We start from the raw sequence: 24387 nt of genomic DNA, 5'->3' as shown, positions 1-24387 counted from the left end.
ATCTTTTCTGAATAAAGATCAAAAAAATGCTCGTTTAATACGAGCATTTAAATAAAAAAAGGAAGGGGTAAGAGCAAATTACTCTACTTTTTTAGTCATAGAATGGTTTTTATCATGTTTACGATGACGATGGTGACCATCAATCATACTATGAAAGGTCTGAGTAAACGTGTCACCTAGTGTACAAAGATAAAAATGCGCACAAATAAACATCAGAGCAACTATTGCGAGAACTAAATGTACTTTTAGCATCCAATAACCGTATCCTAATATTTCAGGATAAAGGCATAATACCCCAGAGATTAATAATAAAGGCACAAGCCCAAACATTACTCCTAAATAAGCGAGTTGTTGAAGTGGATTAAATTTATCTGTTTGTGTTGCTTCAAAAGGATGAGGCTCACCTTTCATTATGCCATACAGATAAAAACGGGCTTGTTTAACACAACGATTGAGCAATCCATGAAATTTTATTTTGTAATGAATGCCATTATTTGTTGTTAAATTTATAATGACAAAACCAACCCAAAAGCCAATAAGAATAAAGCCACTTATTTTATGTAGTAGTACCATAGATGCTGTACTACCAATGTCAAAATGGCCTAAGAAACCACTTAATAATAAAAGAATAAACAGTAGCGCATTACCCCAATGCCAAAAACGAATGGCTTTAGAATATAAATAAACGCGCTCTTGTTCTTCTTTATTTGATTGTTTTGGTGCTAATGCATAACGTAGAAAACCATGAATAATTAAAATAATTATCATCGCTACCACTAACAAACCCGCAATCATTAACCATAAAGGCCAAAGATCAGCTGTATAGTTGAGTTCAGCACCCCATATACTTGTCATAGCTTATCTCCTTGATGGCATTCTTTACGGCGAAATAAATGAGGTTTTCCAATATTTTCATGTTGAAATTGATAAACCGATTTTTGTTTGATCCAAGTTTGCACTAGAGGAGAATCAAGGCGACCAAATAGTAATGCATCAGTTGGGCATACTGTAACGCAAGCAGGTAGTTCGCCTTGTGCTAAACGAGTATCTGCACAAAAATTACATTTATCAGCCATATGTGTTGTTGGATTAATATAGCGAACATGATAAGTACAAGCGCTTACACAGTAATCGCAACCGATACAAAGTATTTTTTTCACTTGAACAATTCCATTTTCATCAATAAAAGAAGCACCAGTAGGACAAACAGAAACACAAGGTGCATCTTCACAATGTTGGCAAGAAACACGGAAAAATTGATAGTGAGGATTGCCTTTTTCATCAAGATGAGGGCCTTGAATTTGTACTTGAAGGCGACTAAAACCTTCAGGAATATCGTTGATAACTTTACAGGCGACAGTACAGGCTTGACAGCCGATACAGCGTTTTTCATCATGTAACATAACAAATTGTTTATCATTATTATTCATCGTTATTCCCCTTAAGCTCGACTTATTCTCACACCTGATGTATGCACATCAGTCCCTGAAACTGGGCTAATTTCATGAGATAACAAGTTGCCACAATGAACACCTGTTGTTGTGGCTGGCGTTTTTGCACCCGCTTTAGCACCTGATCCCATATAAACGAAAACAGTATCAGGTCGAATACCTTCGGTGAGTAAGGCGTGCGCTTTCTCTTTACCAATACTATTTTCTAAAAAGATTTCATCACCATGATTAATACCATGACGTTTAGCGGTATCAGGATGTAGCCAAACAGGATTTTTCCACATTAATTCAGCAAGCAAAGGCACATATTGTGTTGCACCATTAGTATGAACAGCCACTTTGCCCTGAATAAAATAGAGTTCATCTTTTTCTTTTAATGGGAAATTATGAAAACGAGGAATACCATAATTTTCTAATCGACTTTCTAGCTCTTCAGAATAGATTTCAATTAAACCACTTGGTGTTTTAAAGCTCAGTGATTTTTCCATCGTATTATTATCATCAACATGTTGGATGGCATTAGGGTAATTTTCGACAAATGTTTTTACAGAATTAGGTTCACGTAATAAGAGGGGAATACCGTAGGATAAATAGCCTTTTTTATGGATTTCTTTATACAGATTTTCATTACCTTTTACTTGATAGAGCTGACGTACTCCCATATTTTCCCAAGGATAGTAATTATCTAGTCCTAATTTTTTGCCTAATTCCATCCAAATTAACCAACTTGGTTTTGTATCTCCAATTGGCTCAATAACTTTTTGTCGTAAGGCATAAGCAGGGTTATTGCCTGATACATCTGATATTTCTTCATCTCTTTCTAAATAGGTGGTTTCAGGTAATAAATAATCAGCATAAGCAGCGCTTTCACTTAAATAAACATCACAGCTAACAATTAACTCTAATTGTTGTGCAACTTTTTCTACATCAGGACGACAACTAATTGTTTGAAATGGATTATGACGAGACATAATCCATGCCTTAGTTTGATAAGGAATGCCCTGTAGTGTTGAATCAATAATAGATTGAACAATACCCCCACCTTTATTGATATATTTAAATTGAGGTGCAGTTGCATCAATGCGTTGAGCTGTTATTTCAGGCATATTTTTAACGGTGAGTTTTGCTAATTCAGGAGCAACGTCTATTCCTGCTAATTTATTATATTTCGTCGCATTTTTTTTCTGGTACATTCCTCCTTCGCGCTCAATATTGCTCAGTAAGGCATTTAAGATAAAGATCATCCTACGCATGTTAATTTCTTCTTTATTAAAGGTAGCGCGATGACCTGGCATGGCTAATGCGTGAGGGGCTTTAGCTGCTATTTCATGGGTAATGCGAATAATATCTTTTGCTGGCACATCAGAATGTATTTGTGCCCATTCTGGTGTTGTGTCTTGTAATATTTCAACCAGTTCAGGAAAACCGACTGTAAATTTTTCAATAAATGCTTTGTCATATAGATTATCTTTAACCATGATATGACACATCGCCATTAAAACAGGCAAATCGCCGCCAGGGCGAATAGCAAACCACTCATCGGCTTTACTAGAAACAACAGATAAACGCGGATCAAAGCTGACTAATTTAGCGCCACGCTCTTGAGCTGTCATTAATTCGTGAGTTTCAGCAACTTCAATACCTTCATAAAGGTTATGCCCAAAAGACAGAATATATCGAGAGTTTGCTAAATCCATAGCGAGATCGCCACCCATCATCACAGAAGCGGCAATGGCTTTACCAGCAGGACAAGTTGATGCATGTGTGAAAGTATTAGGTGAACCAAAAGCATTCGCTAAATGAAATAGATGAGAAGAAAGGGAGCCTGATTTTGAAGAAAAAACAAGAGATTCTGCACCATGCTTTTCTTTTATTTGATTCATTTTTTCAGCTATTTCACTGTATGCTTGTTCCCAACTAATCACTTCCCATTCACCAGCACCACGTGGGCCTTTGTGCTTCATGGGTTTAATAATGCGATGAGGGTCATTCACTAAACTAACGCCACTACCTCCTCTGGCACAAACACGACTATGCTGATGTTCTGCATTTCTATTTCCTTGGATAAAGACTGTTTTATTATTAACAACCTGAGCTTCGATAGGGCAACGATAAGAACACATTTCACATAAGCTTGGCGTTAATTTCGATGAACCCTTAAGAGAATTTATAGGATCGAATGCAAGAGCCCCTGGTGGCAAACTACTTAAAGAGCAACCAACGCAACTTATGCCTATTCCCTTAATAAAAGAACGACGACTAATACTCATATAACCTCCGGTTTATTCTTATAGCTAAATATTATATAGAGGTGATCAAATAAATATTTGAAGGCATCTCCAATTTAATATTTAATAAGTAATAGGAACGTTGCAATGAGTAAAAATAAAGAATAAAAAGTTAATAAATATCATCTAATAAATTAATAAATATAGCTGTGTTTAAATGATAATTATTTTCTTATAGGTGTGTTTTATAAATAGATTTGTTTTTTATTCTTCTATAATTTTTTTATAATCCCATAATGAGTAGTGCTTTATAATTCATTAAGTTACGATACTATTTTGTTTTTCTAAAGTGTATTTAAAATATAACATTATTAAGATTGAATTCCCATATTATAAAATACTATATAATTTAATTTATATTAAAAATTTATTTTAAAAATAAAAATATTTTTGTTTCTTTAAATATCAATAATGATGTTATTTAACAAAATAAATAAAATTAGATTGCTTAAATGTAATAATTAAGCAATCTATTTATCATGTTGTTTTATATAAATATCTTTCTTTTTACAAAGAAATTAAAATAACATCACAATAAGTACAAGAATAAGCAGTAAAGGATAAATTCGGGCATGCCATTTATCAGGAATACGAGAGAGAAAACGTTCTGAAATTTTTAACCCAACCCATGTGCTACAAATAAGAATAAGTGCAGCTTTTAGCCAGATATAACCGACAAAACCGGATTCATTATTTAAAGGCGCTGTGAACGATAATGCAATATATGTTAGTGTTGCAGTGAGTGCTAATGGTAAAGTTAAGGTATTAGCCATGGCTGCTGATTTTACCATTGAAGTACCTCGACGGCGTAATAAAGGAACGGTCATTACACTTCCTCCTACACCTAAAAAGGCGGCTACAATACCAATTAATGTGCCGTTAAATGCTTCTCTTGTATTACCTATTTTTTTGATTGGGGTTGTTGGCGTCATAAAGCCAGAACGAAAATAACAATCTAAAATAGTCACAAATAAGTAACCGATAAATAGCCATCTTATCCAATCACCTTCAACGGTTAATGCTAAAAGAGCACCTAAAATACCCCCACATGCGATACCAATAAAAAGAATTGAAATTATTTTCCAATCTATTCGTCCTGCTTTATTGTGTTTAATCGTTGTGATTGTGGCTGAAAACAACATAATAAGTGCGGAGGTCGCTACTGCAATTTGCATTGCATGTTCACCAGGTAAGCTGTTAACTCCCCATAAGCTAAGAATAAGGGTATAAAGTAAAGGTACCGTGACAAATCCACCACCAAACCCAAATAACCATGTTGTTATGCCAGAAATTAATCCAAAAGATATTAGCCAGAATACCATTATTATTCTCCTGTTCAGTCAGGAGATTCACAATATAGAATAAAAACATGGCTTGCCCACGGGATAAAGACAAGTTTATACGAATTTAGGACAATCGAACTATTATGCGTAATATCGATATTAATGATGTGGATAATCTTCCTCGAGATATTTTAGCATTAGGCTCAGATTATCCTTATGACACATTACTTGAAACTCATCACCATCGAAGAGCGCAGTTTCTTTATGCACCAAGTGGTGTGATGAAAGTAAAAACAGAAGATGGTCAATGGGTCGTATTACCTTATAGCGGTGTATGGATCCCTGCTGAGAAACATCATCAAGTACTTATGTTAGGTAGTAGCACATATAGTCTTTATATTGAGCCGGATAAAGCTCCAAGAAATTCAGAATATTGTGAAGTTATACAAGTTTCTCCATTGCTTTATCAATTATTACTTTCTGCTAATGAATTGCCATTACTTTATGATAAACAAGGCAGAGATAATGCATTATTAGCATTGTTATGCTATGAGATATCATTAGCAAAACCGTTGCCTTATTTTACACCATTACCACAACATGCCGTTTTAGATAAACTGTGCACGGAATTTATCTCACAACCTAATATTATGACTACACCAGAATTATGGGCAAAAGAATTAAATAAAAGCTTGCGTACATTTACGCGATTATTTCATAAAGAAACGGGGCTTTCTTTTCGCGTCTGGCGTCAACGTGCATGTTTAATGTATGCACTTACCGCCCTAAAAAAAGGCCATTCTATTACTAAAATTGCTCTCGATTTAGGGTATGAAAATCCAAGTGCATTTAGTGCTATGTTTAATAAAGAGATGGGCTATTCTCCTAGTGCTTTTTTAAAACAATTAAAAGCGTGCTAAATAAATTTTAACGCTATTAGTGATAGCTGTTCTAATTATCCGTAGAGTTTACTTTAGCTATTTTGTGTCATATTAGAAAAACAAAAAATGATCTCAGGATCACCTTCATCGAGGTTATCAATAGAGCCACTTGGCTTGAAACCTAATCGGGAAAATAAATTTTGCATAGGTTGATTTGATAAATTTGTAGAGCTAAATAGCTTCGTTGAATGATAAATAGATTGAAAATATTCGATAATTTCTCGACCGATACCTTGTTGGCGAAACGGTTTATTGACCATAATAAGCTCAATAAAAGGGTATCCAAAAAAATGATGAGTTAATACACCATAGCCAATAGCTTGGTCATTTTTTTCGTAAATATGGCAAGAATCAGATTTAATCCAGTTAAAAATTTCTTCACATCGGTGTCCATCTATTTCTGCAACAGAATCAATATCACAAAGTATTTTATAATCATTACAAGTAGCTAACCTAATACTCATCTTCTTCCTACTATAGAATCATAATTGAATTGTTACCTTAAATGGTTTTTACGGCATTTAATACGACAAAATAGTATTTCTTTATATTACTGAGTGAAGGCAATTATAGGCTGTACACAGTAAAATTTAGATTATGTACACAATATGTACACTTTATAACACTAACTGATTAATATATAAGCAAAATACAATGAGATAGTGCGCACATTAAGTCGCAATAAAACTTGATCCAAGTGCATGTTGAGAGGTAACATAATACGGCTTCTTGAATTAAGAAGATTATTCCTCCACGCTCTCTTAGTTAAATGGATATAACGAGCCCCTCCTAAGGGCTAATTACAGGTTCGATTCCTGTAGAGAGCGCCATAAATTCATCCGCTATAGTTCAACTCAGTTCGTCAAATCCAGTAAATTCTAATGTTTGTATTAGTTTCCTTTCCGTCTCTATTCGCAATAGTTCGTTGGCACCACTGTCTTTATTGGATAAATATTGGGTAAGTATTTTCACTTGGTGAGGTTTTACCCAAGATGCTAACTATAAAAAATATCATCATGTAAAGTAAAAAATAATATTTATAGGATTTTTGATGGAAATGCTTATATCTTTTTATACTTATAATAAACATCAAAGCCTGATAAATGAAGGACCAGTCTATGGGGATAGAAAAATATATTTTTTGATTAGTTATCTAAATTATTTCTTCCACAAGAAAGAGAAAAGTGACTTGAACTAAAAAAGTCCTAGATAAAGGTATTGATATAAATAAAGCCCCAAAAGATGAAGTGGCTAAAGATTTGTTTGTTGGGTTTTTTAACGGAGGGGATGAGTATAAAAAGATACCTGATATCCAGAACATCAACTAATGTTCTTATCAGATATTCTATCGATTTAAGTTCACAAATTGATACGGATATTTTGGCTTGTTCTTGCTCTCTTCTTTTTAAGAATAAATATATTCTTTGATCAAAGTATAGTTATTGATAAAAAACTATATGAAATTTTTAAAATATTGCCACTAGTTGTTAATAATTATTAAATCAACATATAGAGTATGACGATATTATTTCAATTTGTAACAAAATGAAAATGGATAAGTAAAATAAAACATTTTATTAACATTTTTATATTTGAGATAACTGATGATTACATTGAAGATATCAGTAATCATGTAACGCTTATTGCTTGAATTCACTGAATTTATTATTTAGTTTGATTGATATCTTAGATCGATATCACCTATTTGATAGGTAAAAGCTATCATATTAAGGTGATCGATCGTTATAACCATGTTTACAGGCCAGATAAAGCACTCTAGTATTTACGCAACTTAAGTGATATTCGAAGTTGACAATATTATTTATCGACTGTCTTTCAGAATGTTTTTTTGGCAATGTCTTGCGATACGGCTTTATGACAATATTAAGTTATTACAATTATTGTACAATATTTTGATGAGTGGTGATAAGCGATGATGAATGACAATAGATGTCAATATAACCAAATTATACGTAAGAATACGGGTTTATTTATTCGTAAGTCGCGAATAAATAAATCATTAAGCGGTGTACAACTTGGACAGTTAATTAATTTGAGCCAACAACAAATCTCACGATATGAAAGTGGGAGTAATAGCCTGAATATTGAAACACTTAATACTATTTTTAAAGTATTAGAGATTGATTGGCGGGACTTTGTCCATAAAGTGCTTGATGTTGATATCAGTAAATAGAAAATAATGTTTTTTTAATTCAAACATAGTTTTAAGAAAATAAAATAATTAAATCTATCAGATAAACATAATTTAAATAAATTTATAAAATAATTAAAATATATATCTTAGCTTATAATTATATTATGATAATTAATTTTCATAATATTTATTCGTATAGTTAAAATATAATTAATTTTAATTAAGTGGCTTAATTTTTATGGTTTTTTATTATCCATAGAAATGAATAAAGGAATTAAATTGCAACAAGGATGATGCGATTATTTATATGATGTAACTTTTTCGCTTTATCAAAAAAATGAAATTAACATCCTTAATTTGAGAAAGGGTGAACGGTTTCTATTATCTTTTACTAGAAAGGAAAAAATAAATGAAATTAACTCAATTAGCAATTGCCTCTGTATTCGCTGCATCTATTATTCCATTAAGCGCAATGGCTGATAATACGGGTACTATCAATTTTGTGGGTTCTGTTGTTAATACGCCTTGCAATATTGAGCAATCTTCTCTGAAACAGACTGTTGATTTTGGTCAATTATCTCGTAAAGCACTAGAAAGTGGTAAAGCGGCTGAAGCAGAATTTGATATCAAATTTACTGGCTGTGATTTCGCGAACTTTGGTAAAGATACAGACGGAAAACCTGTAGCAGTAAAATCTATGGAACTAGTCTTTACAGGACAAACCTTTGCAGACACAGCTAAAACTCTATTATCTACTGCAGCTGGTAACTCAAATAACCTAGGTATTTTGATTGACGGGTTCGAGTTTGGCAAAGCAACAGATATTTTACCTCGTATTGCAAACCAAACAGGTGACAACACGTTAACCTTCAAAGCACTAGCGAAAGCGGTTGATACGACTAAAGATGTCGCTGAAGGCAAATTTAGTGCTATTTCAAACTTCCGTATTACTTATCAGTAAGTTAAAAAATTGACCACCAGTGGGTACTGGCGGTCAACGTTGCTCGCGAAGAGGGGCAAAGTGCAATTTCTCCCTCTTCGTATTCTCAACTGAAAATCAACAAGTTGATTTTCTTCGCATATTTAACAACCTCTAACGACTACCGTCAAACAGTATTTGTTTGCCAACGGTCAGAACGCGGACGAATTTTGGCGTCTGTATGGGAGAGACGAGTGGCTGTTTATCAACGTGTTGGTCTGCAAATAACAGGGATCCTGTTTTCGCTTATCTTTGGTGGTACATCAGTTTTTGCTGCAAAAGAGGTGGGTATGCGTCATGAAGGCGTCACTCAGCTTGTTGGCAGTGTGATATCAACACCGTGTTCGATTGTGATGCCAAATCGCTATCAAACTGTTGATTTCTCTGCTTTAACGATGGCTATGCTTTCAACTGCGGTAGAACGAGAACAGCAAACTCGTCCTTTTGATATTGAGCTTCGTGACTGTGGCAGTGTGTACAACTCTATTGACAGTAAAACATGGACAATTCGCTTTGATGGGCAAAGTGCAGACAATATTCATGCTTTTGTCTTACAAGGGCCTTCTCAGGGCTTGGGCGTATCTGTTTTGGATAACACGAAAAATGTTTTGATACCGGGAGAAGCCTACCCTTTATTTGAAAGTGTATTGAGACAAGGTAAATCAGGGCAAACCTTATTTTTGCGTTATTTTTTACGGCTAGAACTGACAGGAAAACCTCTTCAAGCAGGTAGTTATCAAGGACTAGTTCGTTTTTTTATCGATTATCAATAAAGCACAAAAGCACTTATTCAATGACTGAATTGGGCGTACTTTTGAGCTGTCTTTGGGATGGAACAGGGCATGATGTTCAAACTTAGCAAAATAAGGCAGACCGTTATATTAGCGGTGGGCGTCAGCGCCTGCACAGCGTATGCGACAGAGTTCAATACCGATGTATTGGATGCGGAAGATATGCAAAATGTAGATATGAGTCAGTTTTCCGTTGCGGGTTATGTGCCTCCTGGCCATTATGTATTAACAGTTTTTGTTAATGGGCAGCGTTTAGGCGCACCAAGAGATATCACTGTCTTTGAACAAAATGCTCAGCAACAAGCCGAAAGCAGCACTCTTTGTGTACCTGCTAATTTACTTGATCTTATTGGTCTTAAAGACTCGGCTAAGCAAAAAGTCACGATTTCTCATGATGGTCAGTGCCTCGATCTTTCTGCATTAAAAGGAGCGCAGACCACGATTGAGCTTGCCACATTGTCACTTAAAATTACTATTCCTCAATTATGGATGGAATACCGAGATCCAAATTGGACTCCACCTGCATTGTGGGAAGAAGGGATTAATGGTGCTTTTGTGGATTATAATGCCAATGTTTCGGCAACAGAAGAAAGTAAAGGTAATAAACGTACTTATTTATCAACCAATGGAACTGCAGGTATTAATCTTGGCGCTTGGCGTTTTCGTGGTGACTATAATGCGATGTACCAAAAACAAAGCGGTGGGAATAATCCACAAGAAAAACACAACTTCGATTTTAGCCGACTGTACGCATTTACCTCTTTGAAAAAACTGGCTTCTATTTTAACCATTGGAGAAAACTATTTCTATTCCGATGTGTTTGAGTCATGGCAATACAGTGGTATCTCCTTAGAAAGTGACGATCGTATGTTACCGCCCAAATTGGTGGGGTATGCCCCTGAAATTATTGGTGTAGCAAACACTAACGCTACTGTAATTGTACGTAGCCAAGATCGTGTAATTTTAGAAACAACAGTACCACCAGGGCCGTTCCGCATTCAAACATTAGATAGTGGTGTACGTGGGGTACTCGATGTAACGGTACGTGAAGAAAATGGTGAAGAGAAAAAGTTTAGTCTCAGTACAGCTTCACTGCCTTATTTAACTCGCCCAGGGCGCATTATTTACAAATTAGTCGCTGGTAAAACTCGCTATGACGGTCACAATTTAACCGGTAAACCGGTAATTAGCGGTGAGTTATCTTACGGTTTATCCAATGCGTGGTCATTGTATGGTGGAGCACAACTTAATGGCGACTACCAAACTGTAGCGATTGGTGTTGGTCGAGACTTATTTGCTTTCGGTGCCTTGTCATTCGATTTTACGCAGTCTTTTGCCCATTTTACTAATCAAACTCTACAAGGGCGTTCATTCCGCCTCAATTATGCAAAATCATTTGATGCGCTACGTACCGATATCACCTTTGCGGGCTATCGATTCGCTGATAAAGATTATCGCACACTCACACAATTTATGGATCAAGATCGTACTGGTTATGTAGTACGAGCGCCAAAAGAAAACTATCAAATCTATTTGAATAAGTATTTTGATAAATTCAACTTATCTTTGAATTATCAATATAGTACCTATTGGCAAGACCAGCCACAGACACAATATGGTTTATACGCAAGCACCAATATCAGTATTCCAGGATTATCGCAGCAAGATACCAATATTTCATTATCTGCGACGCGTACTGAGCGAGATAATGGCTATAAAGATGATGCAATTAATCTGTATCTAACCGTCCCTTTATATAGCGGACATAATATTACATTCTCTGAGTTGTACTCTCGTGCTGGTGGTAGTAGTCAATATAACCACAGTGTGGGCTATAGTGGCTATAGCGAGCATGATAACTACAGCCTAAATGTTGGCTATAATCATGGACAAAATATGGATAGTCAGTCGAGTATCAGTGGCTATTATTCACGTGATCTGTCACAAGCTAACTTATCGGCAAATGCAAGTTATGTACCGCAACAATATCGTAGTATTGGTGCCTCAATTAATAGTGGGATCACTGCAACAGCTCAAGGGGTAGCCTTACACCGCAGTGCTAATGGTGATACTCGTTTAATGATTGAAACACCTGGTGTAGGTGATGTGCCACTAGATAGTGGCATTATCAAAACTAACCGTTTTGGGCTGGCGGTTATCCCGAACGTCAATAGCTACCGTAAATCAACGGCATCGATTAACACGAGTCAACTTCCTGATAATTTAGAAACACTACAGTCAACGACAGATATCACCTTAACCAAAGGTGCGATTGGCTACCGTAGTTTATCAGTGATGAAAGGGGAAAAACTGTTCGCTATTTTATCACTGAATAATGGAAAAAATCCGCCGTTTGGTGCCAGTGTACGTAATGCTGATAATCGTGAGTTGGGGATTGTGGGGGAAGACGGGGTAACGTGGTTGGTTGGTATTTCACCCAAAGAAATCCTTTCCGTTTATTGGGCGGGTGAAAAGCAATGCGAATTACGAATGCCTGACAATGTAGCGTCATTATCAAGCATGCTATTACTGCCTTGCTCTTCTGTAGGTCCTACAAAATAAGTATTTAATTCGTTTTATGAGGTCAATTATGTTGAATTTAGGTCAAGGGTTATGTCGTGTAATTGTTGGGGCTACCGTGATGGTTTCAGCTAGTGCCTACAGCGCAGTTACATTGGATAGAACACGTATTATTTTTCCAGGATCAGAAAAGTCGATTAATGTCACTATTTCGAACGATAACCCCGAAGAAGCTTACTTAGCTCAAAGTTGGATCGAAGATTTACAAGGTAATAAGCTTACCAAAGGTGCTATTTTGGCTACACCTCCGTTGCAACGTATTGAGCCTAGCAGTAATAGTTTAGTCCGTTTAAGTACTACACCTGAATTGAGCAAGCTACCACAAGACCGAGAGTCAGTATTCTATTTCAATTTACGCGAAGTACCGCCTAAGTCTACTGATGGCAATACATTACAAATTGCCTTGCAATCGCGAGTAAAATTATTCTATCGCCCTAGTTCTATTTTGGCTGAATCTGAAACTAAGTGGGCGCATAAGGTGACGTTAACCAAAACCGCAAAAGGCTACAGTATCAATAATACTACACCCTTTAATTTTACTGTGATTGGCTTAGGAAATAGTAAAACTGAATCTGAACACAATGCATTTGATGTTGTTATGGTACCACCTAAATCAACACAGGATGTGATATCGCCGACATTATCCACACCATATCTTACTTATATCAATGATTATGGTGGTAAGCCCACACTGGCGTTTCGTTGTCAAGGTAGTGTGTGCTCAGTTACCGGTGAAAAGTAATTATATTGGTTAACGGGGAAAGGGTGATGCAAAAATACAACATTTCCATGAAAATAGCAGGATACAAGGTCGTATTACTCGTTATTGGCTGTGTATTAAGTCAATCGGCAATGGCTGACAGCATTGTTGCGAATACACCGGTTAATCAATCAGACTATGAACCGTTGCATCAAGGCCGAATACAAGTGAAAGCTACACTCTTTAATGCTCCGTGTAATCTGAGTTTGGATAATACGTTGAATTTGACAGGGTGTGGTGCAGGAAAAGATTACCGAGAAATAAATTTGCTTGATGCAACGGCTAATACCCCTGCAAGTGTGCGGTTTTATGACGTACAACATGGAATATTTTCAGTACGTTATCCGCTTTCCTTGCTAAATGGTGATAATCCTATTCATCTACCAATATTGATGAATAATAGGCACACATTGCGTTTAGAGGTGAGCTATGAATAACGCTACGATGTATTTTGGGCTGTTTTCTATCGCATTTCTAGGCTGGCAACCTCAGGTATGGGCCACTAATAGTTTGGATGTTGAATTTAGCGGCGAGCTGGTGAGTACGGCATGCCAAGTGGCGACAGAATCTATTAATAAAAAAATCACATTGTATAACTTGCGGTGGCAATTTATTAATGAAAATGAAAGTAGTGCGATAACCCCGTTTACCATCGCTATTGACAAGTGTAGCGAAACGGATTTGCAAAAAAGCATCAAGCTCACGTGGCAAAGCAATGAATTAGTTAATATTGGCAGTGATAGCTTTTTGACCACAAAAGGTGATAGCGGGGTGGTACTAGGGCTAATTGATCATGATGAAAAACCGATCGTGTGGAATAAACCGATGATTGTTGGTGATGTGAGTGTTGTAAATGGTTTACAACAATTTGATTTCGGTGTCTTTGTCCGTAAACCTGCCACAGGTGAAGCTAAAATCGGCGATTTTTCCGGCATCGTGACCTTTAATGTGGAGTATGAATAGTGATGCTTAACCAAATAAAAAAAACGCTAGGATTACTACTATTACTCACTTCATTGGGGAGTTCAGCCGACGTATTGGTAGATGTTACCGCCACCATGGTGGATCCTGCTTGTAACATTCGTAGTGAAAATAGCAGTTCGCCGTTGAAAATTGGTTTTGGCGCACTTAATCCAGAAGCCCTAAATAAATCTGCAGCAGTAAAAGATTTTTCGCTCTATATATCGGGTTGTAATTTTAATAATAGCTTAGCAATCGTGTTGAATCCCAAAGGGGGGAGCACCTTGTTATATAACGGTAAAAATATTTTAGCCACTAGTACTGATGGCTTAGGAATTGATTTTAAAGAAGTGACTGGCGGAACAGTACGTTCGCTGGAAATGAGTAAAAAGCAACGAATTTACCCCGAACGGATTGATGCAACATTATACCGTATGGATTTACAAGCACAGTTAGTTAATGCGGTGCCAATTAATCAGTTGGAGCTGGGGAAATTTACTTCAACTGTCACCCTTTCTGTGACTTATAACTAGTAGGATCATTTATTATGTTGAACTTAAAAGGCTTTATTCCTACACACTGGTTGCAGTCTTTTCAAAAAAAGAAAATTTGTTGTGGTTTAATTTCATTGGGAAATTTATTGCTGCCATCAATAGCATTAGCAAACTATTCACCAATGATTCAAAACCCAAATGATGGATATTTAATTCAGCTCGCGAGCAACAGTTCAATAGCTTCTACACCTGTCGTCGGATCTGATGGCAAAAACTATTATCGTGTTGGAAGTCCAATCGTGATTAATGGGAGTGGTCCCTCAGTTAGTGTAACAGGTACAGCAAAATGTATTGGTAGAACATGGGGAGGAACGAGCACAAATATTGGTAGTAATAATGCTTATCATAGACTCTTCATGTATGCGCCTTTAGCTGGTACAACTATCGATGGCAAAACAGGTTATCGAGTTAATAGCAATGTCGTGATGACAGTTGATAGTAAAATGCTCAATTGGCTAAATATTACAGGTGCTGGTGCTTGTTCTAATGCTTCGAGTAGTTCGACGCAGTCAGCCTCTGGTTTTTCGGTACAATTTCCAATTACAGTAACATTTTATATTAATGAAAGAATTATTGACGGCCAGGTAGTTATTGCTTCTATGCCACTTGGGGGATATGTACGTGCATTTATGAGTCCTAAAACGCCGCCAACGTTTACATCTTGGCCTTTAGGTGAAACCACAGTACCAATGCGATTACTTTCTTCAACATTAAATGTGGGGTCATCTTGTAATACAACAACGTCTACAGGGCAGGCGGGAACGGTTAATCTACGTCATGGCCAGTTAAATACGCTAAATTACGATAGTATAGTTACAGAGAAAGTCACCTATACCTGTAAGTTCTCAATTCCAACAAAGGTTAGATTACGTCTCGATTATACCACTGACAGTGATCCACAGAAACGTCTACCAATGACGAGCAGTCAAAATAGCGATAATAAAATCTACAGTGACTTAACTATAACTGATGAAACCACTGGTCAAACGGGGAAAGATTTTAAAATTGATATCAAAGATCTAAGGACCATTAAGATAACAAGCCATATTCAAGGAAGCAATGCTGTAGGAGGGGATTATAAAGGTTCTGCTTGGCTGATAGCGACATTTGATTAAATATGCCTTCGATACTAATTTTTTAACAGTAGAATACTTCCATTTATTTTTGAGATAAAATTCCATATTCTCATACTATTAATTTTCACTGTTTTTTATTTAGTACTAAACTAATAAGTACAATAAATTATGTCAGTTAACGTTATTATACTCACTTAGTATGCATTTGTATGAAACTGAGTAATAAAATAAACAGCATAAAACCGAGTAAATAATATGTGTTTTATGCTGTTTTATTATAGATAGTTTGATTCTAATAGACTAGGAAATAGATTTAGGTATTAAGCCGTGATTGTCTGAGTATCTATTTGAGTTAGAATTGATTATTTTATAAAACTCCGTACTGCACTTATTAATTCAACTTATTTAATAAAATGGATATTGTATTATTAGATAGATACTCTTTAATATAAAAATCATCAAATTATTTAGCAAAACGTAAATATTCGAGTGTATTAGAAAAAAATTCTTTTGGAGTTACTTCATTAACTTTAGCCATTACAAAACGCTTAAAAATTCTAATTGTACATATTCTATATACAGGTTTTAATCATTACAATGAGCGAACAGTGAGTAACAAAAGAAATTAAACGGCGATCACAAGCACCTTCTACAATCCATGTATTTTTTGATCTTACTTCTGAAACAAGTGAATCAATAGTGAGTTGTGTTTTTTATATAGATATTCTGTTGTTTGTTCCAATGTATATCATCGTAACTGTAAGTAATAATATTAAAAGTATTTGATAGTTTTTCGGATAAGATTGTTTTTCCTACGCTAGAAGCACCTATGATACAAATTTTCACGTTGTACGTTTAGTAAAATATATATAAAACTATAAAATCAATTAATGATGAAAGTTTGTAAGAAAATATACTGAATATAAAATCAGTAATCTATCTCGATAAAATAACAATTGTATTTCTATATTATCTATGGCTAGATTAAGTCAAGTCTATCCATTGAGTTTATTTCGATGAAAATTTCAACAATCCTCCCAATTATTATTATCATCACATAGTGGTGGGAATTGTTGTTTTTATAGCCCGCCAGATAAGCGGGTTATTTTATGTTTAATCCTTTATCTGGCAACATCAACAAATGATAAGGAAAAAAATATGAGTTCATCAAATAATGTTAAGCACCTTACTTCTCCGCACTCAGCGTTATCAGAAGAAAAAAATGATGTATTGGATTCAGTTTCTGACATTCGGTTACACTTTCTTTGTGGAAAAATTGCATCAGGTAAGTCTACACTTGCCAAAAGATTAGCAAAAAATCCTAGAACGATACTAATTAGCGAAGATACTTGGTTATCTCGCCTTTATCCTAGTGAAATAAAAACAATTGCTGATTATGTTGAAAAAAGTGCGTTGATAAAATCAGTGTTAGAAGAACATATTGCAGTTCTTCTTAAAGCGGGTAATACCATAGTTATGGATTTTCCTGCTAATACAAAAAAACAGCGGTGCTGGTTAAAATCATTAGCTAATAATGCCCAATTGCCCTATTTATTTCATGTTCTGAAAGTAGATGATAGTGAATGTAAAAGAAGACTTATCTTACGTAGTCAGACAGATGAAAATCCGTTTAGAACAACAGAAGATGAGTTTGATCTTATAACCCAGTATTTTTCTTACCCAACAGCAGATGAAGAATTAAAAGTAAAAGAATATTGTTAATTTAGGCAATGTTAACCTATTTTTATATTAATTTAGCTCTTATTGTTTAATAAATATTTTAAATCAGCTCAATAGGGTAAAACTAAAAACTGAATTATCTTATAAGATCATGGCTTAATTCAAGTACCACTTATATCATATTGACAGTATCATGTGAGAAGTTTACGAATATGCTAAGTGTAATGCTATTCATCTTAAGATAATTAGCGGAGAACATTATGAAGTATCGCCTGTGCGGTGTTGCTCTTTCCATCGCCTTACTATCAGGATGCGCAAGCTCTACTAATAATGGAGAAAGGCGATCTGATCCATTGGAAGGATTTAACCGCCAGATGTTTGATTTTAACTATTATGTTTTAGATCCTTACATACTACGTCCTATTGCGGTTGTTTGGCGTGATTATGTGCCACCACCAGCACGAAATGGCTTATCTAATTTCTTAGGTAACTTAGAAGAGCCAGCGAGCATGGTCAATAGCCTGTTACGCGGTGAATTTGAGCAGGGTGCTAAACATTTTGGTCGATTCTGGATAAATACCGTATTTGGGATGGGTGGCTTAATTGATGTTGCTGGAATGTCTAGAGAATCGATGGAAAAAGAAGTACCTGTGCGATTTGGTAGCACTCTAGGGCATTATGGTGTGGGATATGGGCCTTATGTTGTTCTACCTGGCTATGGCAGTTTTACAGTGCGTGAAGAGGGTGGTGACTGGGCTGATGCAACCTATCCGATTTTGAGCTACTTAACATTTTGGATGTCAGCAGGTAAATGGGCATTAGAAGGTATAGAAACTCGCGCTCAATTACTTGATTCTGATGCAATTTTACAAAACTCATCAGACCCTTATCTCATGATGCGTGAAGCATACTTCCAAAGTAATGATTTTAAAGCCAATGGTACTGTACCAGAAAATCCAAACGCGAAAGCAATTGAAGACGATTTAGATTCTATCGACTAATTATTACTGATGAATAAAAAAATGGTCTTTTTCAAGACCATTTTTTTCGGGTAATGATGCAAAAGTGCAAATAAAAACAATTAGAAACGGTAGTTAAAGTTCATACCGTATAACCATGCTTTACCTGATGAATCAAATTCATAAGCAGGAAGTGGTAATTTTTCAGATAATTTCTCTTTGATATTCACTTTTCGCCCATGCATATATGCTAGGCCAACATCAACAGACATATCTTTATTAAAGGCATAAGTTGTACCAGCGCTTAGCCAGAAACGATCTTGGTCAGGAATAGAAATAGAGCGTTTATCTGCAGGAACAGGGCTATCATCAAAGGCAATACCAGTACGGAATGTCCAATGATCATCATGGTAATAAGTGGTTCCGATTGCTACACGCCAAGCATCACGAAAGCCTTCTTCTTTATTAAAGAGTTGCTGTCCATCACTTTTACGTGTTGCTTTCAACTCTTCAAATGCACTCCAGCTTGTATATGCTAAATTATAGTGAACGGCCCACTTAGGCGCAACACGGTGATAAGCGGCAAATTCCCATATTTCAGGTAAATCAAGATTTAGCTTACCTTTAATCGTATCGCCATTAGTACCAACGATTCCCATACCTTCAAGTTGTGGAATTGAACGTAAATCGCTTTGATAGTCACCATCTTTAAATTTAACTTTAACTTTTGAGCGATAAGTAAAGCTCATACGGTTATTTTCATCGAATTCGTATAAAATACCCGCATTCCAGCCAAAGCCCCATGCATCACCTTTTAATTGAGCAAATTTAGCATCCGCAGGTATACTGGCTAAATATCCGCCTAATTGTTCCATTCCTGGGCGTTGAGCAAGAGCACCACCTAACACTTTTCCTGCTTCACCAACATGGCGAGTAATTTCAGCATCGGCATATAGGGCATTTAAACCAAGACCAACACTAAATTTATTATTAACGCGATAACCTGTACTTACGTTAAAATTCATGGTTTTTAAATCGGTTTTACCACCAATCAATCCTGCTGGATAATCTTTTTTAAAGTCAGTAGCAAGACCAAAGTTAGTTGTACCTGAAACACCCAATGCCCATTTATCATTAATTGGTGTGACAAAATGGATATTAGGCACTAACGCGCTAGGTGCGATGTCATTTGCGTTTGTACTTGCTCCTGTCAGTGGTGAACGGCCTTTGATATCAACACTTGGATTAATATGAATAGCACCTATTGAGAATTCAGGGCGATCAAACATAGTTAGAGCTGCAGGGTTTCGGCTACCTACGCTTGCATCATCTGCAATAACGCCTTCGCCTGAAAATGCACGACCTAGTGCTGAAGTAGAATATTCATTTAACTGAAAACCGGCAGCGCCTGCTTGAGAGGATAATGTTCCTACAATGGCAGCTAGAGCTGTGCGAGTAAACAGGTTTTTACGGTTCATGACCTAAACCCTCATATTATTTTAAATTAGTAACTTCTGATTAGAAGCGCTGGATTTTAGGTGCGGTTGTCGATATGACAAATCAGACCAGTTACCTAAGTATAAAGTTGATTACTCCATATGTTGCAAGTATGTTTTGCTAATATTGCTATTTTGATTTAAAAATTGAGATTCAGTTAACATAAATTTTACAAACAATCCCAATAAAGATATTTTTGGTGATGAAGTAAACGAGATAATCAACTTTTTTTGTAAAACTGTAGGATAATTTGAGCTAAAGCAGTTTATTTTATTTTTTTACGATTATGATAGAGAATTAACATTTCTTTCGTTGGGAGATTAAAATGGCAGACGCAATTAATCGTTGTAGTGCAGATGAAACAGCTGCTTGCTGTTGCGTTGATGTAGGAACTATTATTGATAACAAAAATTGTACTGCGTCTTATCAGCATACTTTCGCTGATAAAGCACAAGCCCAAGCAATGCTGGAACAATTAAGTGCAAAAGCACAATCTACCGCATCAGAACCTTGTCAAATTACACATCAATTAACAGATGTTAAAGATGGCGTTGAATTAAAAGCAGATTTCACCTTCTCTTGTGAAGCTGAAAATCTTATTTTTCAGCTAGGATTACGTTAATTCGTAAATCAAGTTCTATAAAATAATATTTATAAGGCTGTCGCTCTTTAAAGCGACAGCCTTTTTTTGTTTTCTTCTCTAACCCTTACTTTTTATCATTACTTTGTCATTACAGATATTTCATCGAAATAATGAGCGCTAACTCGCACTTCTTATAAAATAGTGTTTCTGATAAGTGAAAATTTTGTTAACAATACTGTCAGGTCAGACCTCTTTAGATGTTAGGAATTCATTATTCAGGAGTCGTTATGAAGTCATCAACTAACTATGTTTCGAAAGATCGTATTGCTATTGTTAATGGGTTACGTCTGCCTTTTGCAAAGCAAGCGACAGCATATCGAGGAATACCCGCTGTCGAATTGGGGCGTTCTGTCGTACAAGAGTTAGTCATTCGCAATGAAATATCTCCTGAATTAATTGATCAATTAGTTTTTGGTCAAGTCGTACAAATGCCAGAAGCACCTAATATTGCAAGGGAAATTGTTCTTGGTGCAGGGTTAAGCGTTAAAACAGATGCTTATAGTGTAACGCGAGCATGTGCGACGAGTTTCCAAGCCATTGCTAATGTTGCAGAAAGTATGATGGCAGGTCACGTTTCTATTGGTATTGCTGGCGGTGCTGATTCTTCTTCTGTTTTACCTATTGGGGTGAGTAAAAAATTAGCTGATGTTTTGCTGAGTCTAAATAAAGCAAAAACACTAGGGCAACGGCTCTCTTGTTTAAGTAAATTAAGACCTCGCGACTTATTACCTGTTGCACCCGCAGTTGCTGAATATTCGACAGGCCTTCGTATGGGTGACACTGCTGAACAAATGGCAAAAACGTATCATATATCAAGAGTCTCTCAAGATGAACTAGCTCATCGCTCTCATCAGTTGGCAACTAAAGCATGGGAGATGGGAAAACTCAATGATGAAGTTATGACCGCTTTTTTTCCTCCCTATAAAACGGGTTTTCATCAAGATAATAATATTCGTAATAACTCTGTTCTTGATTCTTATGCAAAACTAAAACCCGCATTTGATAGGCGTCATGGGAGCGTCACTGCGGCGAATAGTACGCCGTTAACTGATGGCGCGGCAGCGATATTAATGATGAAAGAATCGGTAGCTAAAAGTTTAGGTTATCAACCTATTGGCTATTTACGTAGTTATGCATTTACCGCAATAGATGTATGGAAAGATATGCTATTAGGACCATCCTATGCAACGCCTTTAGCCTTATCACGTGCAGGGCTTGAACTTAGCGATCTCACATTGATTGATATGCATGAAGCATTTGCAGCCCAAACATTAAGTAATTTGCAATTATTTGCGAGTGACAAATTTGCTAAAGAAAAATTAGGATTATCTAAGGCCATTGGTGAGGTAGATATGGATAAATTTAATGTCTTAGGTGGTTCTATTGCTTATGGGCATCCATTTGCTGCTACTGGTGCACGAATGGTCACTCAAACACTCAATGAATTAAAACGCAGAGGTGGTGGTTTTGGCTTAACGACGGCATGTGCGGCTGGTGGATTAGGGGCTGCGATGATCTTGGAGGTGGAATAATGGACTTACAGAAATCTGAATTCACGTCACAGCAGAATTTACCTGTTTTTCAATTTTCGGTACGTGATGACAAAGTGGGTATTATTACCATTGATGTGATAGGAGAAAAGGTTAATACCTTAAAAGCTGAATTTGTTAATCAATTCCAAGATATTTTAAAGCAGGCTCAACAACATTCTGGTGTAAAAGGGTTAATTATTACATCGGGTAAACCAGATTGTTTTATTGCTGGCGCTGATATTTCAATGATTGATCATTGTAAAACTAAAGAAGAAGCTAGCGAATTAGCCAAAGCAGGGCAAGAATTATTTACTCAGCTTGAAAATTACCCATTACCCGTTGTTGCTGCCATTGATGGTGTCTGTCTTGGTGGTGGGCTTGAGCTTGCTTTAGCCTGTCATGGGCGTATCTGTTCTGATAACAGTAAAACACGACTGGGTTTGCCTGAAGTTCAGTTAGGCCTATTACCCGGCTCTGGGGGTACACAACGTTTACCTCGTCTTGTTGGAGTTACTGCTGCACTTGATATGATTTTAACAGGTCGTCAAATTACGGCTAAAAAAGCCTATAAACTTGGTCTTGTTGATGATGTTGTTTCACAAGACATTTTATTAGATGTTGCTGCAAAATGGATTTTATCTGGAAAAAAAGACAAGAAAAAACATCCTATTACAGAGCGCTTTTTTGCAAATACGACATTAGGTCGCAATATTTTTTTTGGACAAGCGAAAAAAAGAACATTGGCAAAAACAAAAGGCCATTATCCCGCTACTGAACGTATTTTACATGTGGTTGAGCGTGGTCTTGAAAAAGATATTCAAACAGGTTTTGAAGAAGAAGCGAGGGCTTTTGGTGAGTTAGCAATGACACCCGTTTCTAGTGCACTACGCTATCTCTTTTTTGCTTCGACTTCGTTAAAAAATGAAACTGGTTCATCTGAAAAACCTGGCAATCTACATCAAGTAGGTATTTTAGGCGGTGGCTTAATGGGAGGGGGTATTGCTTTTGTTACTGCAACTAAAGGTCATTTACCCGTTAGAATAAAAGATATTAGTGATAAAGGAATTGCTCAAGCGCTTAACTATAGCTATAAAGCATTATCAAAAAGAGTAAAGCAAAAAAGGCTGTCTTCACGCGAATTCCAGCGACAAATGGCACTACTATCAGGCACGCTTGATTATAGTGGTTTTCATCAAGCCGATATCGTTATTGAGGCTGTCTTTGAAGATTTGGCTTTAAAACAAAAAATGGTGACAGATATAGAAGATATTGGTAAAGGCAACATTATTTTTGCATCTAATACTTCATCCTTGCCTATTTTTAAAATTGCTGAAAAAGCACAATATCCTGAAAAAATCATTGGTCTTCACTACTTCAGTCCTGTAGAAAAAATGCCTTTAGTTGAAGTTATTCCTCATGCAACAACGAGCGCCAAAACAATTGCAACCACCGTTGCTTTTGCTAAAAAACAGGGCAAAGTTGCTATTGTTGTCGGTGATAAACCTGGCTTTTATGTTAACCGTATTTTAGCGCCTTATATTAGTGAAGCGTTGACATGTTTAGTTGAAGGTGAGCCGATAGAACATATCGATAAAGCGCTAGTTCAGTTTGGATTTCCTGTTGGTCCTATTCAATTACTCGATGAAGTGGGGATTGATATTGGAACGAAAATAACGCCAATTTTAGTCAATGAGTTTGGTCAACGATTTGCATCTCCTCCTGCAGTTGATGCCATTATTGCTGATGATAGAAAAGGGCGAAAAAATGGTAGAGGATTTTACTTATATAACGAGCACGTTTTACCATTTTCTTTAGGCAAACATAAAAAACGACCAGATACCGCCATTTATTCGTTATTACAGATCAAACCGAAAAGCCAATTAACCTCATCGGAAATAGCAGAACGTTGCTTATTAATGATGCTTAATGAAGCTGTTCGTTGTTTAGATGAGGGGATTATTAAACAACCTAGAGATGGTGATATTGGTGCAGTATTTGGTATCGGTTTTCCACCTTTCTTTGGTGGACCATTTCGTTATATGGACAGTATGGGTATGAGTAAAATCACAGAAAAACTTAATCAGCTTGCTGATAAATATGGTGAAAAATTCTCTCCTTGCCAACGACTTGTTGAGATGACAGAACGCAATGAGCGTTTTTATGACTAAATTAATATTAATCCTTTTTTCACTTATTGTTTTTATTTAGGCGCTAAGGCGCCTTTTTTCTGTTTCTTTTGCGCCAGATTAAAAATTGAT

At 36.1% G+C, this 24387-nt stretch carries 21 protein-coding genes and 1 tRNA gene; 16 read left to right on the top strand and 6 right to left on the bottom strand.

From position 1 onward, the window contains the following. Nucleotides 1-78 precede the first annotated feature (78 nt). The 4 genes from phsC to M983_RS03250 all read right to left on the bottom strand — a co-directional run bounded on the left by phsC (nucleotide 79) and on the right by M983_RS03250 (nucleotide 5061). The gene (gene phsC, locus M983_RS03265) at nucleotides 79-855 is read right to left on the bottom strand and encodes a thiosulfate reductase cytochrome B subunit (protein WP_066746983.1); all 777 of its coding nucleotides are present in this window, start codon (nucleotides 853-855) and stop codon (nucleotides 79-81) included. Then, entirely contained in the window at nucleotides 852-1430 is a 579-nt protein-coding gene (locus M983_RS03260) for a 4Fe-4S dicluster domain-containing protein (protein ID WP_066746979.1), read from the bottom strand. Before M983_RS03260 ends, phsC begins: the two co-directional genes overlap by 4 nt. A gap of 11 nt (nucleotides 1431-1441) precedes the next feature. Further along, complete coding sequence (gene phsA, locus M983_RS03255; RefSeq protein WP_066746972.1) at nucleotides 1442-3721, bottom strand: thiosulfate reductase PhsA; 2280 nt, start codon at nucleotides 3719-3721, stop codon at nucleotides 1442-1444. Nucleotides 3722-4257: 536 nt separating this feature from the next. Then, nucleotides 4258-5061: a sulfite exporter TauE/SafE family protein gene (locus tag M983_RS03250; RefSeq protein ID WP_066746969.1), complete on the bottom strand. Its 804-nt coding sequence runs from the start codon at nucleotides 5059-5061 to the stop codon at nucleotides 4258-4260. A gap of 104 nt (nucleotides 5062-5165) precedes the next feature. Here M983_RS03250 and M983_RS03245 point away from each other — a divergent pair, with 104 nt between their 5' ends. Further along, nucleotides 5166-5942, top strand: coding sequence for an AraC family transcriptional regulator (locus tag M983_RS03245; RefSeq protein ID WP_066746966.1), 777 nt, complete (start codon nucleotides 5166-5168; stop codon nucleotides 5940-5942). A gap of 53 nt (nucleotides 5943-5995) precedes the next feature. Here the strand turns inward: M983_RS03245 and M983_RS03240 are convergent, their stop codons facing one another. Then, the gene (locus M983_RS03240) at nucleotides 5996-6427 is read right to left on the bottom strand and encodes a GNAT family N-acetyltransferase (protein ID WP_066746963.1); all 432 of its coding nucleotides are present in this window, start codon (nucleotides 6425-6427) and stop codon (nucleotides 5996-5998) included. 291 nt (nucleotides 6428-6718) lie between these two features. On the opposite strand from M983_RS03240, the gene M983_RS03235 reads away from it, so the two are divergent. From M983_RS03235 to mlaA, 12 genes are all read left to right on the top strand, one after another. Further along, nucleotides 6719-6793: transfer RNA gene (locus tag M983_RS03235), tRNA-Arg, on the top strand. A 1106-nt stretch (nucleotides 6794-7899) separates the two neighbouring features. Further along, nucleotides 7900-8157: a helix-turn-helix domain-containing protein gene (locus tag M983_RS03230; protein ID WP_066746995.1), complete on the top strand. Its 258-nt coding sequence runs from the start codon at nucleotides 7900-7902 to the stop codon at nucleotides 8155-8157. 370 nt (nucleotides 8158-8527) lie between these two features. Further along, nucleotides 8528-9079 carry a fimbrial protein gene (locus tag M983_RS03225; protein WP_066746960.1) on the top strand — a complete coding sequence of 184 codons (552 nt, stop codon included), beginning with the start codon at nucleotides 8528-8530 and terminating at the stop codon, nucleotides 9077-9079. Between the two features lie 212 nt (nucleotides 9080-9291). Then, the gene (locus tag M983_RS03220; protein WP_066746957.1) at nucleotides 9292-9870 is read left to right on the top strand and encodes a fimbrial protein; all 579 of its coding nucleotides are present in this window, start codon (nucleotides 9292-9294) and stop codon (nucleotides 9868-9870) included. A gap of 57 nt (nucleotides 9871-9927) precedes the next feature. Beyond that, the gene (locus M983_RS03215; RefSeq protein ID WP_066746954.1) at nucleotides 9928-12450 is read left to right on the top strand and encodes a fimbria/pilus outer membrane usher protein; all 2523 of its coding nucleotides are present in this window, start codon (nucleotides 9928-9930) and stop codon (nucleotides 12448-12450) included. A gap of 28 nt (nucleotides 12451-12478) precedes the next feature. Next, nucleotides 12479-13210, top strand: a complete 732-nt coding sequence (locus tag M983_RS03210; RefSeq protein WP_066746951.1) for a fimbrial biogenesis chaperone — start codon at nucleotides 12479-12481, stop codon at nucleotides 13208-13210. 26 nt (nucleotides 13211-13236) lie between these two features. Then, nucleotides 13237-13665, top strand: a complete 429-nt coding sequence (locus M983_RS03205) for a fimbrial protein (RefSeq protein WP_066746949.1) — start codon at nucleotides 13237-13239, stop codon at nucleotides 13663-13665. Then, entirely contained in the window at nucleotides 13658-14191 is a 534-nt protein-coding gene (locus M983_RS03200) for a fimbrial protein (protein ID WP_066746946.1), read from the top strand. The genes M983_RS03205 and M983_RS03200 overlap by 8 nt, the downstream gene beginning before the upstream one ends. A 2-nt stretch (nucleotides 14192-14193) precedes the next feature. Continuing rightward, nucleotides 14194-14721, top strand: coding sequence for a fimbrial protein (locus M983_RS03195; RefSeq protein ID WP_066746943.1), 528 nt, complete (start codon nucleotides 14194-14196; stop codon nucleotides 14719-14721). Between the two features lie 14 nt (nucleotides 14722-14735). Continuing rightward, the gene (locus M983_RS03190; protein WP_083954529.1) at nucleotides 14736-15857 is read left to right on the top strand and encodes an adhesin; all 1122 of its coding nucleotides are present in this window, start codon (nucleotides 14736-14738) and stop codon (nucleotides 15855-15857) included. A gap of 1119 nt (nucleotides 15858-16976) precedes the next feature. Beyond that, nucleotides 16977-17540 (top strand): P-loop nucleotide/nucleoside kinase family protein, encoded by a 564-nt coding sequence (locus M983_RS03185; protein WP_083954528.1) that lies wholly within the window; start codon nucleotides 16977-16979, stop codon nucleotides 17538-17540. A gap of 218 nt (nucleotides 17541-17758) precedes the next feature. Beyond that, nucleotides 17759-18499 carry a phospholipid-binding lipoprotein MlaA gene (gene mlaA, locus M983_RS03180; protein ID WP_066746940.1) on the top strand — a complete coding sequence of 247 codons (741 nt, stop codon included), beginning with the start codon at nucleotides 17759-17761 and terminating at the stop codon, nucleotides 18497-18499. An 80-nt stretch (nucleotides 18500-18579) separates the two neighbouring features. On the opposite strand, the gene fadL is transcribed toward mlaA, so the two are convergent. Then, entirely contained in the window at nucleotides 18580-19935 is a 1356-nt protein-coding gene (gene fadL, locus M983_RS03175) for a long-chain fatty acid transporter FadL (RefSeq protein WP_066746937.1), read from the bottom strand. 344 nt (nucleotides 19936-20279) lie between these two features. Here fadL and M983_RS03170 point away from each other — a divergent pair, with 344 nt between their 5' ends. From M983_RS03170 to fadJ, 3 genes are all read left to right on the top strand, one after another. After that, entirely contained in the window at nucleotides 20280-20576 is a 297-nt protein-coding gene (locus tag M983_RS03170) for a YfcZ/YiiS family protein (protein WP_074388139.1), read from the top strand. Between the two features lie 248 nt (nucleotides 20577-20824). Next, the gene (gene fadI / locus M983_RS03165; RefSeq protein ID WP_066746934.1) at nucleotides 20825-22129 is read left to right on the top strand and encodes an acetyl-CoA C-acyltransferase FadI; all 1305 of its coding nucleotides are present in this window, start codon (nucleotides 20825-20827) and stop codon (nucleotides 22127-22129) included. Continuing rightward, entirely contained in the window at nucleotides 22129-24297 is a 2169-nt protein-coding gene (fadJ, locus tag M983_RS03160; protein ID WP_066746931.1) for a fatty acid oxidation complex subunit alpha FadJ, read from the top strand. The genes fadI and fadJ overlap by 1 nt, the downstream gene beginning before the upstream one ends. Nucleotides 24298-24387: the final 90 nt, after the last annotated feature.

Source organism: Proteus myxofaciens ATCC 19692 (genome assembly GCF_001654855.1).
Lineage (GTDB): Bacteria > Pseudomonadota > Gammaproteobacteria > Enterobacterales > Enterobacteriaceae > Proteus > Proteus myxofaciens.
The sequence above is the reverse complement of the archived record's forward strand: the minus strand, read 5'-3'. Positions and strand labels throughout refer to the sequence as shown.